The organism is Campylobacter sp. RM5004 (assembly GCF_022369455.1).
GTDB lineage: Bacteria > Campylobacterota > Campylobacteria > Campylobacterales > Campylobacteraceae > Campylobacter_E.
The window spans coordinates 592,443-605,516 of the sequence record NZ_CP059599.1 but is presented as its reverse complement, the minus strand read 5'-3'; the positions used below and the strand labels follow the sequence as shown (position 1 = coordinate 605,516).

Genomic DNA, 13,074 nt, shown 5'->3' with positions numbered 1-13,074 from the left:
AATTTCAATCATTATTCAATTTACTAAGCAAAATTACTTAATTTAAAAAAGCTAATTCCTATTTCAAATTCTTATGGTTTTCAAAGGAATTTGAAATAGGATTTTAATCATCTGATAAAGCAACTGCAGGGATTAATTTACTAGCTTGCTTAGCAGGAAAATAGCCAAAAAATAAACCAACTAAAGTGCTACTTAAAAAGCCTAATAAAATAGCCTCACTATCGATTATCATCTTAATCGGTGCATCAAGCAAATTAATACCATAAACAAGCATTAAAGCAATCATCACACCAATACTAGCAGCCACACTACAAAGCACAACCGATTCAATTAAAAATCCCGTGCTAATATACGATGGACTTGCACCAATTGCTAGTTTTACGCCTATTTCTTTGGTTCTCTCTTTTACAACTACTAGCATTATATTCATAACACCAATTCCACCAACAATCATTGCAATAAATGCTATTCCAAATATCATAAGTCCTAAAGTATTTGTTGTGCTTTCAATGCTTTTTTTAATTGCATCTTGATTAAAGGTTAGGATTGAATTAGCACCTTTTTTAATCTCTAAAATCTGCTTTATACTACTATCTGCTAATTCGCTATTTACATCATCGTTTAATAACACCACTATTTGTCTTATATATTTTTTCCCATCAAATTTTGTGCTTATTGTATTGTTTGGCAAATATACTCTAACATCAAAGCCATCTCGCTCTTGCTTATCTTTTTTAAGCACTCCAATTACTCTTAAAGGCTGTCCTTTTAGATAAATTATCTTATCTAGTGGGCTTTCTAGTTTAAATAAAGTTTTTGCTAAATTCTCACTAATTACACATACATTTTTTGCATCTTTTTCTTCTTGCTCGGTAAAAAATCTACCTTCTTTCATATCTTTAGCACTAATTTGCAAGAAATTTGCAAAAACTCCAGTAGCTATAACATCAACTTCGGTTTTTTGATAAGTTACATAAGCACCACTTAAAGAGCTTTCAACCCCTACTTCTTTTACATAATCAAGTTTTTTAACAAGCTCTAAATCTTGATATGTTAAATCCTTTATCCTACCTGCGTTTCTATCGCCAAACCTTGAACCTTTATGAATAATAATAGTATTTGTTCCAAGTGATTTTATCTCTTCTAAAATATCAGCCTTTGCTCCATTTCCAAGCGATATTGTTGAAATTACTGAAGCGGTTGCAATGATTAGCCCTAGCATTGTTAGAAATGATCTTAATTTATTTGTGATAAGGTTGTTTAATGCAAGCTTTACATTTTGAGAAAAAAAGCTAAAACTAGCAATAATTTTATCCTTTAATTTAGCGTGATTTTCATTATTATCATTTAGCATAGCTTTATTAAAATCTTTGCATTTTTCATCACTTATAATCTCGCCGTCTTTCATCTTGATTATTCTGCTTGCGTATTTACATAAACTCTCATCATGAGTTACTAATATTATGCCAACTCCATTATCGTTTAATTCTTTTAGAATTTGCATAAGTTTTAATCCATTCGCACTATCAAGTGCTCCTGTTGGCTCATCGGCTAAAATAAAATTCGCATCATTTATTAAAGCTCTTGCAACACTTACACGCTGTTGCTGACCACCACTTAAATGAGCTGCTTTTTTGTGAATATGTTCGCTAAGTTCAAGCTTATCTAACAAAGCCTTAGCTTTATTAATTGCTACTGCTTTATTTTTCTTAGCATATAGCGCTCCCATTATTACATTTTCTAAGACACTTTGTAATGGCATAAGGTTATATCTTTGAAAAATAAAACCTAAATTATCTCTTCTAAAGGCTGATTTTTCTTCGCTATTTAATGAATATAAATCAGTATTATTAAACGAATATTCGCCACTATTTGGCTCATCAATTAAGCCTATCATATTAAGCAAGGTGCTTTTGCCTGAACCACTTTTGCCAAGTAATATTACAAATTCACCCTTTTGAATACTAATATTTATATCTTTTAAAACTTGCGTTTTACCATAAAATTTATTTAGATTTTTTATCTTTATCATTAGTAATCACCACTTCATCATCAGCACTTAAACCACTTGTGATTTCTATATTAAAATTATCACTCTTACCTAAGGTAATATAAGCTTGTTTATAGCCTATTTCGCTGTTATCTTTAATATTTACATAATAGCCTTTATTGTCTTTATTGATATAATTTATAGGCAAGGTTAAAGCATTTTTTACTACATCTATTTCTATATTATTTTGAACATCTATTCCGATTTTTAATTCAGGATTGTTATTTACAAAGTATCTTGCATAATAATAAACCGCCCCACTAGAACTTACATTATCAATTACACTCACATCAGCACTATCAATACTATTTATAATAGCTTCTTTGGTGCTTGAGCCTTCACTTAATGGGGTGTAAATTACTTTTTGCCCTACTTTTAATAGATTTAAGTCATTTTGAGATACTTGCATTCTTACTTCTATTTCATCAAGATTTGCAAGTTTTATTAATGTTGGAGAGCTTTGTCTTGAGTTAATAGTCTGTCCTAAACTTGCATATACGCTAATTACCGTCCCATCAATAGGAGCTTTTACTATTGTTTCATCAAGGCTTTCTTGCATTGTAGAAATATTTGCATTTGTTTGTGTTATTTGAGCTTTTATTGAGCTAAGTTTTGCTTTTGCGTTGTAATAGCTAGTCTTTGCACTTAGATAATTTTCCTTTGAGCTTGCACCTTTATTATATAAACTCTCTTGAGTTTTAAGCTTTATATAAAGCTCGTTTAAATAAACTTCAGCAGCTACTAATTCATCTTTTAGGCTAGTTAATTTGCTTTTTTCTATTGCTAAGTCGTTTTTAGCCTTTTCATCATCTAAAATAGCAATGATGTCGCCTTTTTTAAGCTTATCTCCTAGCTTTACACGAAAATCTTTAATTTCACCATTTGCAAGAGTTGCTACATTTACTAGCGATGGTGCATAAGCCTTACCCACTGCTTCAACCTTAATAGAAAGATCCATAATTTTAGGCTTTATAACTCTAAAATTTTGATTAGCACCACTATCTAAATCAATCACAAAACTAAGTATAACAATAATAATTATTACCAAAATTATAAGTATTTTCTTCATCTTATCCCTTGTTTAATCAATTTTTGCTAAAATCATTTTTTAAAATATTTATCAAAAAAGGTTAATAAATGGCAGAAAACGAAGAAGTAGCAGCACCAAAGTCAAAAGGTTCTAGCTTAGTATTAATTTTAGTAACTGTTTTATTATTAGTAGTACTAATTGTTGGTGGATTAGTAATATTTTTACTAATGGGAAGTGGCGATGAAGAAAAGGCTGAAGAAACAAAAACCGAACAAGTAGAGAAAAAACCTGCTAAGAAAAAGGGAGAAGTTACAGCTGATGTAGGAGTTATTTATCCACTTGATGTTTTTACGGTTAATTTAGTAAGCGATAGTGGGACTAAATATTTAAAGTGTAAAATTGAACTAGAGCAAAATATAGAAACTCTAACGCCTGAACTTGATAAAAAAATTCCTATTATTAAAGATAAAATAATTGAAACTTTAAGTTCAAAAAGTGTAGAAGAAATAAGCACAGGCAAAGGCAAAGAAAGATTAAAAGAAGAAATAATCAATAAAATCAATGAATTTTTAAATGATGGCTTTATTAAAAACATTTATTTTACTGATTTTGTGATTACTTGATGATTGGCTGTGATGTAGTAAATATTGCTAGGGTTGAAAAAATCCTAGCAAAATCTAACGAAAGATTTTTAAAAAAAATCCTTACCGAAAACGAAATAAAAACCCTAAATCATAATCCAAATTCCATAGCAGGATATTATGCAGCAAAAGAAGCAGCAAGCAAAGCTTTAGGCTGTGGAATTAGCGAAGACTGCACTTTTCATGATATAGAAATATTAAAAAATAAAGAAAATAGACCTAGTATTGTATTTAGTGAAAAAATTTTTAATAAATTTGGAGTAAAATCAGCTCATCTTAGTATAAGCCATGATGCAGGAATTGCAATGGCTGTTGTTATGCTGGAGAAATAGCTTGAAAAATTATATTGAATTATTAAAATATTCTAAGACATTTAAAATTCTTATTTTGGTGCAATTTATCACTTATTTTGGTGCGTGGTTTTCACAAATTGGTGTTTATACTATGTTAATTGAGTTTGATTTTTCTAAGTTTGATTGGCATATTTTTGGTTATGAGATAAATCACGAAAGTATGAAAAAATGGGCTATATCGTTTTCTGCTGTATTTGCGTTCTTGCCTACTATTTTAATGGCACCTATTAGTGGAATAATAATTGATGCTTTTAAATCAAAAAAACTCTTATTGCTTTCAATTATCATTGAATTATTTTCTGTATTTTTCTTAATTTTCATTAAAGATGCTAGTTATATATTTATATTATTTTTACTAATTTTTATAAGACTTGCTGTTGCTAGTCTTTATTTTCAAACCGAAATGAGCTTATTGCCACATATTTTTGATAAAGATAGATTAAAACTAGCAAATGAATTATTTTCAGTAGTTTGGGCTATATCTTATACTACTGGAATGGCAGTAGCTGGTGTGTTTATTCACTATTTTGGCGTTTATAATGCCTTTTTGCTTGATTGTTTTTTATTTTTAATAGGAATAAGCTTATTAAGCTTTATAAAAATTGAAGTAAAAAATGAAAAGTTTTATTTCAAAAACATAACAAAAATGGCTAAAGAAGGGCTTTTTTATATTTTAAATAACAAAAAAATAATGCACTTAATCTTATTACATGCTTTTATAGGATTTACTGCTTATGATGCGCTTATTAATTTTTTAGCTGGATATGATTATTTAAATAAAGTTTATTTTTTTAAAGAGATTTTGAGTGCTGGACTAATTATTGGTCTTAGTAATGCGATTAGAGCTTTATCACTTGTAATAGGACCTTTGGTCTTAAGTAAGATTGTAAATAATAAAAGATTGTTTTATTTTTTCATTTTACAAGGCTTAGGAATTATTACTTGGGCTTTGCTTCAATTTAACTTCTGGGTATCTTTTATAGGTTTAATTTTTGCAGGATTTTTCACTAGCACGATTTGGTCATTTACATATACAGCTATTCAAAATAACTGCGATAAAGAATATTATGGTAGAGTAATTGCATATGTTGATATGATTTATATGAGTTTTTCATTATTTATAACATTATTAACAGGTTGGCTATTTGATAACAAAATAAGCACATTTTATATTACGATATTAATTGGTTCTTGTTTTATAATAGGTGCTATTTATTGGCAATATTTTATAAGGAAGTTTAAATGCGAAAACTAATTTTAATAGGAGCTAGCACAGGCGGTCCTAGCCAAATAAAATACTTAATACAAGACTTAGAATTAGAAAACACAACAATAGTAATAGCTCAGCATATGCAAGCAAATTTTTTGCCTAGTTATGCAAATCAGCTAAATAAAGAATGTGTATCAGAAGTAGCTCTTTTAGAACAAACTTGTTTTTTAGATGATAAAAAAATATATGTATGTCAGTATAACACTGAATTATTTTTTAATCTACGAGTAGGATTTAATGATGGTGTTTTTCCGTTTTGTCCTAATGTAGATTTATTATTTAATAGTGCTGTAAAACTTACTAAAGATTATGAAATATTAGCAATCTTACTTACAGGTATTGGAGATGATGGTGCTAAAGGGCTTTATGAACTATACAAAAAAGGCGCTAAATGTATAGGAGAAAGCGAGAAATCTTGTATAGTTTATGGTATGCCAAAAAGAGCTTATGAGCTTAATAATAGCCTTAAGCAACTAGACATAGAAGACATAAAAAAAGAAATAGTAACATTCATTAAAGGTAGGTAATCATGTTTAGTTTTTTATCAAATAAAAAAGAAATTGAAAATAACCAGCAAAAGGCAATTGATTTTAAAGATGATAATTATGATTTTGATATGCTTTTATTAAAGATTAGGCAAGTTTGTGGAATAGATTTAGAAGTTAAAAAAACAACAATAAGACCGAAATTAATAAAATTTTGTATAAACAATGGCTTAGATAATTTTAAAGACCTAACTAACAAAATGGATTTAAATCTACCTATTAGACAAGAATTATTTGATTTAATCACCGTATGCGAAACTTATTTTTATAGAGAATTAAAACAACTTAATGAATTAATCTATATTCTAAGAGCAGAACCTAGCAAAAGAAGGATTTTGTGTGCTCCAAGCTCAAGTGGAGAAGAAGTATATTCAATACTAATGCTAGCAAATGAAGCGGGAATTAATAATATTTCAATATTAGGAATAGATATTAACGCAGAAATTATTCAAAAAGCAAGAGCAAGAACTTATTCAAAACGCTCTTTATATAATCTAAATGATAATTTGATTAAAAAATACTTCACACAAGAAGGCGAAGAATATGTATTAAAAGGTCAATATTTTACCAATGCTAAATTTGAAGTTGTGAATGTATTTGATAAGAAATTTTTAGAATTAGGTAAATTTGATGTGATACTTTCAAGAAATATGATGATTTATTTTAATGAAGAATATAAATATCGTTTAGTTGATAATTTTGTTAAAAATCTAAATGAAGGCGGAATGTTCTTTGCAGGACATGCTGATTTGGTTCCAAATCATCACGAACTTAAAAAAATCTATGCAAATACCTGCACTTATTATGTAAAAAATTAGGATTAAATTCCTAATTCAAATTCTTTAAAAATTATTAAAATATTTAATGCTTTTAATACGCAAAATTATAAGGAGTAAAGATGAAAAAATTAAGTCCGAATTTGTTTGTAACGAGTGTAAATAAGTCAATTTTATTTTATGAAAAGCTTGGATTTTGTGTAGAGCAAAAGATAGGAGATGAAAACAGCTTAGTATGGGCTTCTATGAAAAGCTGTGATGCTGAAATAATGCTACAAGATATAAATAGTACTAAAGAAGAGTTTGCGTTCCTTGCTAATGGCGAATTAAAGGCAACTTTGACCCTTTTTATGCAAACTGATGATTTGGAAAAAGACTATAAAGCTATGAAAGAAATAAACGCAAAAATCATAAAAGATATTTATGAGACATTTTACGGCACGAAAGAATTTGTGGTGCAAGATTTTGATGGTTATGTATGTGTAATCGCCGAGAAGCTTTAAGGAGATTTTATGGCAAGTAGTAAAGAGTATTTGGAATATGTTTTAGAGCTTTTTAATGAGCCAAGCATAAGTTATAAATATATGTTTGGAGAATATGCTTTGTATTTTAAAGATAAAATCATAGGTGGGATTTTTGATAATCAACTACTTTTAAAACCAACAAAATCAGTGCTAAATTATATAAAAGAGTCAACGCTAGTTTTACCCTACGACGGGGCAAAAACTAAAATGGTTTTGTTTGATAAAGAAGATAGCGAGCTTTTAAACACAATAGTTTTAGCAATGTATAAAGAACTTCCAAATCCTAAGAAAAAGCCTAAAAAAGCTTAAATACGAAAATAAATTCCACACTCCAAACAAACGAAATTTTATGGAATTGATTTCGTGTATTTTCAAAGAATTTGAAATAGGAATTTTGTTTGTTTTAGCCAAACTACAAATAAACGAAATATATTTTTAAATTTTAAAATCTACAAATAAAATTTTAATGTTATAGGGGATTTTAAGCTTGATAAGTTACATAAAAATTATATTCTAATTTTTACTTAAAAATAAGTTATGGTTAGTTAAGTAAAATACAAATAATATTTAAAAATAAATATCATTTAAGGAGATAGAATGAATCAAGAATTATATAAAAATATATTAGAAGAACTTCAAAAAACCACACTATTATTAGATGAATTTGGTTTAGATTACGGTGATGAAATATTAGAAGAATTAAAATATTTTAAGAGCATTATAAATTTAGCTATTTCTTGTTTTAAGGTAGTTGATTTAAATGCAAATAGAAAAAATTCTTTTGAAGACATACAAAAATTATTGAAAAAGTTAAATTATGAAATAAGCGAGTGCAAAGATTTAGAAGAAAATAATATATTGTTTAATTACGCAAAAAGATACGAAGAGATTTTATCTAAAATTAAAGGATTAAACTCATTAGGGCACAATATAGAAACAATTAAAGAAGTGTTAAATGCTTTAAATAAAAATAATTCAAATGAAGCTATACAAAATCTTAATAATAATTCTGAAATATATAAAACAAAAATAGAAGAGTTAGAGGATTTAATAAACAATAATAAAGAAAAATCTAACAATATACTAGAAATTGCGAAAAAATTAGTAAAACAAATAGAAATTATAAAAAATGAAAATAGAAACATTGATAAATATATTGAAGATTTTAGCAAAACTAACGAAACAATCAATAAACAAAAAATACAAATAAATGAGATACAAAAACAACACGAAAATAATTTAAACGATTTTAATCAAAAACTACAAGAGCTTAAAGACTTTTATATTGAAGTGTATGGAGACGAAGAGAATGATGGGTTAAAGAAAGAGTTTGAAGAAACCAAACAAGATTTGGATAATTATAATGAGCAACAAAAGAAGGAGATAGACAATCTTTTGCATGGTGCAACGACATATACTATGTCAAAATCTTTCATTGAAGCCAAAGAAAGTGTGACAAAAAGTATCAAAAATTGGCATATTATTACTGTTGTTATTTTGGTTGCTTGGGCTATTTTAGCCTTTGCAAGAAATGCTTTTGTTGATAGCTTTAAAGATGGTAATTTATTGGCTTTTATAAGTATAAATTTAACATATACGATACCTTGTTTGTTGTTGGCGATTTATGCTAGTAAAAAAGCTAGTGAAAATAGGCGTTTAGGGCAAGAATATTTACATAAAGAAACCTTAGCAACGGCATATGATAGTTATAAAAAACAAATTGAAAATTTAGTAGATAATGAAGAAAATAAGGAGAAATTATTGGAAGGCTTATTGGAGTTATCGTTAAGAGCTCTTGAATTTAATCCGGCTACAACTTTGGATAATAAAAATAAACATAATCATATAAACAATCCTTTTATGAGCGTTTTTGATAAAGTATTTAAGAAAGTAGAAAAGAAAATTGAGGATATAAACCCAACTAACGAGCAATAGTATTTATAAAAATATAATTGTGTTTATTGCTAAAAACCAAATTTCGTTTGTTTGCTTAAACTTGCCAAACAAACGAAATTTAAAGATATTAGCTTAAAAATACACGAAATAAATTCCATGCTAAACAAGTGACATTTAAGACAAAACCGCTATTTGCTAAGCTTTAGTGATTTTTTGAGTTCGTTTAAAAAAATTGTTGCGGGTTTTGATAATTTATCGTTTTTATAAATTAGCTTTAGATTTGAGCTAACCTTTGGTTTTAGCGGTATAAAACACATTTGCTCATCACTTATTAGATTATTTATACACAAAGCATAGCCTAAGCCCTGCTTTACAAACATAGCAGCATTAAAAAGCAAATCATAAGTGGCTACCACATTTAGCCTATCTTTATTTTGTCTTAGAATGTCTGGTAATTCTTGCGTAAAACCTTGCCTTGAGATGATTAGCGGTATGTTAAATAAATCCCAAGCCTCTATAAAATCACGCTTTGAAAGCTTTGAGCTCTTTTTTGCCAAAATCCCCCAATCATCGCTATGTTTTAAATCTACAAAACTAAAATCATCTACATTAAAATCTTGAATTATCACAGCAAAATCAATCAAAGAATTGTTTAATTTTTCTAAAACGCTTTCATAATTTCCACTAAAAAGATGAAATTTTATATTGTGTTTTTGTAGTTTTTTGGCTACTTTTGCTATCTTGCTAATGCCTATTGTTTCAGCACATCCTATATAAACATCGCCACCATTAAAGGCTTTTAGGCTCTCAAACTCTTTTTTGGTCTTATCAAATAAATCCAAAATATCACAAGCTCTTTTGTATAAAATCTCGCCTTCTTTTGTAAGCACGATATTATAATTTGTCCTTACAAAAAGCTTATATCCTAATTCAAATTCCAAATCCTTTAGCTGTCTTGAAAGCGTTGGTTGGGTTAGGTTTAGCTCGTTTGCAGCTTTGCTAATGCTGTTTTTTCTAGCAGATTCAACGAAATATTTAAGCACTTTAATATCCATAAAAAATCCTTAGATATAAATTATTTTTATAACTAATTATACTTTATAAGTATTTGCTATTTCTAAAAATTAAAAGTAAAATCATAAAAGCATTTTAAAGGAGAAAAAATGATAGATAATTTTATATTTTTTTTAATTTTATTAACTTATCATTAACCCCCCCCCATACTAAACTACTATTTCAATTTATTTTTTTAAGGAGATATTATGAAAAAAGTATTTTTTCTAACAGTTTTCAGTTTTAGTGTTTTTGCAAGCAGTGATGCAATGATGAGTGGTTCGCAACCTATGATGTCAAATGAAAACATAGGCAGCACAATGGGTAAGAAATCTCAAATGATGAGTAATTCAAAACCTATGATGGACAAACCAATGATGTCAAATAAAACTAACACAATGAATGACAAAACTATGGAATCAAAACCAATGATGCAAGAAAATATGGATAATCAATCTATGTAACCAAGCTAATGCAAATAAATTCTTATGAGTTTATTTGCATAACTTATTAGTAGTATTCAAATCACAATAATATTTAATTTATTGTCAGAATAAGAATTAAGAGTATATTAATAATACAAAAAAGCTTATATCCTAATTCAAATTCCAAATCCTTTAGCTGTCTTGAAAGCGTTGGCTGGGTTAGGTTTAGCTCATTTGCAGCTTTGCTAATGCTGTTTTTTCTAGCAGATTCAACGAAATATTTAAGCACTTTAATATCCATAAAAAAACCCTTAGATATAAATTATTTTTATAACTAATTATACTTTATAAGTATTTGCTATTTCTAAAAATTAAAAGTAAAATCATAAAAGTATTTTAAAGGAGAAAAAATGATAAACAATTTTATATTTCATAACCCTACCAAAATATATTTTGGCGATGAAGTAAAGGCAAATTTATCTTTAGAGCTTGCAAACTATGGTAAAAATGTGGTTTTAGTCTATGGCTGTGGCTCGGTAGTTAAAAACGGCATTTTTGATGAAGTAAATGAAGTTTTAAAAAAGTTAGGTAAAAACATAGCTTATATTGATAATGTTATGCCAAATCCAACTTTAAAAAAGCTTGAAGATGGAGTAAAGATAGCAAGAACTCATAAGGCTGATTTTATACTTGCTTTAGGTGGTGGCTCGGTGTGTGATTATTCTAAGGCTTTGGCTGCTAGTATAAATTATGATGGGGATTTTTGGCAAGAGTATTTTATAAATCAATCTGAGCCAAAATGCGATGTAGTGCCGCTTGGCTGTGTGCTTACTATGTGTGGGACTGGCTCTGAGATGAATAGTGGAAGCGTTATTACAAACGAGCAAACTCATCAAAAAATAGGCAAAGTTTTTCAAGATAGAAGAGTTTTTCCAAAGTTTTCAATCATCAATCCAAAATATACGCTAACTCTTAGCAAATACCAAATGGTAAATGGAATTTATGATGCGTTTAATCATATTTGTGAGCAGTATTTTTCTGATGATTTTGATAATGTGAGTGACTATGTGGCTGAAGGGCTTATGCGTTCAATCATCGTTGCTAGTAAAAAAGCTATCAAAAATCCAAATGATTATGAAGCAAGAAGCAACATAGCATGGGCTAGCACTTTAGCACTAAATACGCTAATTCATTGTGCTAAAAGCGGGGATTGGATGGTGCATATGATAGGTCAAGCAATAGGCGGCGTAACAAATGCAACGCACGGAGAAAGTCTAAGTGCCATAAGCCTTGCTTATTATGAATATATATTGCCTTATAATGTTTTAAAGTTTAAAAGATTTGCCGTAAATGTCTGGGGTGTAAGCGATGATGAAGATGATTTAAAGGTCGCTTTAAATGGGCTAAAAGCTATGCGTGAGTGGATGTGTGAGCTAGGACTTAGTATAAACTTAAAGGGTATTTTAGATGAGAGTTTGATAGATGAAGTGGTGAAAAATACCTTTATTTTAAATGGTGGATATAAGGAATTAGATGCAAATGAGATTGCTTTGGTGCTTAAAAACAGCTTGTAAAAGTGTGGTTTTGATAGGAATTTGGTTTATGTTTAGTGGTTTTGTTTATGTAAAGATAAATGATGTGGAGCTAAAAATCAAGCTTGAGCAAAACTCATCTGCAAGGGCTTTTTATGACTTAGTAAAAAGTGGCGATGAAAAAATAATCATGAGTGATTATGGTGGGTTTGAAAAGGTGGGAAAGCTTAGTCAGAAACTTCCCACAAATGATAAGTTTTTTAAAGCTAAAGCACTTGATGTGATTTTATATAATGCTAATTATTTGGTGATTTATTATGATGATAATTCATGGAGCTTTACTAAGCTTGGCAAGATTATAAATATAAGCGAAGATGAGCTTAAAAAGCTTTTAGGAAAAGGTGAAATAAACGCAAGGTTTTATGTAAAGGAAGATAAATGAAATACATTCAAGCAAACTCAAACGAGCATAAGCTAATGCACAAACAAGCACAAACCGCACTAAAAATCACAGCTAAAATCAACTCAAAATATCACGAACCAAAGGAGCTAAACAAACTTTTTTCTAAGCTTATTTGCAAGAATGTAGATGAAAGCTTTGTGTTGTTTCCACCTTTTTACACAGATTGTGGCAAAAATATCACAATAGGCAAAAATGTTTTCATAAATAGCGGGTGTAAATTTCAAGACCAAGGCGGGATATTTATAGGAAACAATGTCTTAATAGGTCATAATGTTGTGATTGCTACCATAAATCACGAGCAAGAGCCTACAAATCGTGCAAATATGATACTAAAAAGCGTAGTGATAGAAGATGAAGTGTGGAAATGCAACCATACTTCAAGGCGTAAAAGTAGGCAAAGGCTCTATAATAGCTGCTGGTTCGGTTGTAACAAAAGATGTATAAGAGTTTAGCGTAGTAGCAGGAGTACCTGCAAAATGTATCAAAAAGATAAAAGAATTTGAATTCGGAAATTGA

16 protein-coding genes are annotated in these 13,074 nt (G+C 28.7%); 12 read left to right on the top strand and 4 right to left on the bottom strand.

Annotation, left to right across the window (positions count from 1 at the left end):
- Nucleotides 1–103: 103 nt before the first annotated feature.
- The gene (locus AVANS_RS03005; protein ID WP_239818181.1) at nucleotides 104–2,032 is read right to left on the bottom strand and encodes an ABC transporter permease; all 1,929 of its coding nucleotides are present in this window, start codon (nucleotides 2,030–2,032) and stop codon (nucleotides 104–106) included.
- Complete coding sequence (locus AVANS_RS03000; protein WP_239818180.1) at nucleotides 2,007–3,119, bottom strand: efflux RND transporter periplasmic adaptor subunit; 1,113 nt, start codon at nucleotides 3,117–3,119, stop codon at nucleotides 2,007–2,009. Before AVANS_RS03000 ends, AVANS_RS03005 begins: the two co-directional genes overlap by 26 nt.
- Before the next feature lie 68 nt (nucleotides 3,120–3,187).
- Here AVANS_RS03000 and fliL point away from each other — a divergent pair, with 68 nt between their 5' ends.
- The 8 genes from fliL (at nucleotide 3,188) to AVANS_RS02960 (ending at nucleotide 9,124) form a co-directional block, all read left to right on the top strand.
- The gene (gene fliL / locus AVANS_RS02995; protein WP_239818179.1) at nucleotides 3,188–3,703 is read left to right on the top strand and encodes a flagellar basal body-associated protein FliL; all 516 of its coding nucleotides are present in this window, start codon (nucleotides 3,188–3,190) and stop codon (nucleotides 3,701–3,703) included.
- Entirely contained in the window at nucleotides 3,703–4,053 is a 351-nt protein-coding gene (gene acpS / locus AVANS_RS02990; RefSeq protein WP_239818178.1) for a holo-ACP synthase, read from the top strand. Before fliL ends, acpS begins: the two co-directional genes overlap by 1 nt.
- A 1-nt stretch (nucleotide 4,054) precedes the next feature.
- A complete protein-coding gene (locus tag AVANS_RS02985; RefSeq protein ID WP_239818177.1) occupies nucleotides 4,055–5,329 on the top strand; it encodes an MFS transporter in 1,275 nt (424 codons plus the stop codon).
- The gene (locus AVANS_RS02980) at nucleotides 5,317–5,871 is read left to right on the top strand and encodes a CheB methylesterase domain-containing protein (protein WP_239818176.1); all 555 of its coding nucleotides are present in this window, start codon (nucleotides 5,317–5,319) and stop codon (nucleotides 5,869–5,871) included. The genes AVANS_RS02985 and AVANS_RS02980 overlap by 13 nt, the downstream gene beginning before the upstream one ends.
- 2 nt (nucleotides 5,872–5,873) lie before the next feature.
- Complete coding sequence (locus AVANS_RS02975; RefSeq protein WP_239818175.1) at nucleotides 5,874–6,707, top strand: CheR family methyltransferase; 834 nt, start codon at nucleotides 5,874–5,876, stop codon at nucleotides 6,705–6,707.
- Between the two features lie 80 nt (nucleotides 6,708–6,787).
- Complete coding sequence (locus AVANS_RS02970; RefSeq protein WP_239818174.1) at nucleotides 6,788–7,168, top strand: VOC family protein; 381 nt, start codon at nucleotides 6,788–6,790, stop codon at nucleotides 7,166–7,168.
- Nucleotides 7,169–7,177: 9 nt separating this feature from the next.
- The gene (locus AVANS_RS02965; RefSeq protein WP_239818173.1) at nucleotides 7,178–7,498 is read left to right on the top strand and encodes a TfoX/Sxy family protein; all 321 of its coding nucleotides are present in this window, start codon (nucleotides 7,178–7,180) and stop codon (nucleotides 7,496–7,498) included.
- A gap of 288 nt (nucleotides 7,499–7,786) precedes the next feature.
- Nucleotides 7,787–9,124, top strand: a complete 1,338-nt coding sequence (locus AVANS_RS02960; protein ID WP_239818172.1) for a hypothetical protein — start codon at nucleotides 7,787–7,789, stop codon at nucleotides 9,122–9,124.
- Nucleotides 9,125–9,273: 149 nt separating this feature from the next.
- On the opposite strand, the gene AVANS_RS02955 is transcribed toward AVANS_RS02960, so the two are convergent.
- Nucleotides 9,274–10,140, bottom strand: a complete 867-nt coding sequence (locus AVANS_RS02955; RefSeq protein WP_239818171.1) for a LysR family transcriptional regulator — start codon at nucleotides 10,138–10,140, stop codon at nucleotides 9,274–9,276.
- A gap of 270 nt (nucleotides 10,141–10,410) precedes the next feature.
- On the opposite strand from AVANS_RS02955, the gene AVANS_RS02950 reads away from it, so the two are divergent.
- Nucleotides 10,411–10,602, top strand: a complete 192-nt coding sequence (locus AVANS_RS02950; protein ID WP_239818170.1) for a hypothetical protein — start codon at nucleotides 10,411–10,413, stop codon at nucleotides 10,600–10,602.
- A gap of 73 nt (nucleotides 10,603–10,675) precedes the next feature.
- Here AVANS_RS02950 and AVANS_RS02945 read toward each other — a convergent pair whose 3' ends face one another.
- Nucleotides 10,676–10,864 (bottom strand): LysR family transcriptional regulator, encoded by a 189-nt coding sequence (locus AVANS_RS02945; RefSeq protein WP_239818169.1) that lies wholly within the window; start codon nucleotides 10,862–10,864, stop codon nucleotides 10,676–10,678.
- Nucleotides 10,865–10,973: 109 nt separating this feature from the next.
- On the opposite strand from AVANS_RS02945, the gene AVANS_RS02940 reads away from it, so the two are divergent.
- The 3 genes from AVANS_RS02940 to AVANS_RS09555 are packed head-to-tail and all read left to right on the top strand — an operon-like array spanning nucleotide 10,974 to nucleotide 13,010.
- A complete protein-coding gene (locus AVANS_RS02940) occupies nucleotides 10,974–12,137 on the top strand; it encodes an iron-containing alcohol dehydrogenase (RefSeq protein ID WP_239818168.1) in 1,164 nt (387 codons plus the stop codon).
- On the top strand, nucleotides 12,103–12,537 hold the full coding sequence (locus AVANS_RS02935) for a cyclophilin-like fold protein (protein WP_239818167.1): 435 nt from the start codon (nucleotides 12,103–12,105) through the stop codon (nucleotides 12,535–12,537). Before AVANS_RS02940 ends, AVANS_RS02935 begins: the two co-directional genes overlap by 35 nt.
- Nucleotides 12,534–13,010, top strand: coding sequence for a hypothetical protein (locus AVANS_RS09555; RefSeq protein WP_275583453.1), 477 nt, complete (start codon nucleotides 12,534–12,536; stop codon nucleotides 13,008–13,010). The genes AVANS_RS02935 and AVANS_RS09555 overlap by 4 nt, the downstream gene beginning before the upstream one ends.
- The last annotated feature ends 64 nt before the right edge of the window (nucleotides 13,011–13,074 follow it).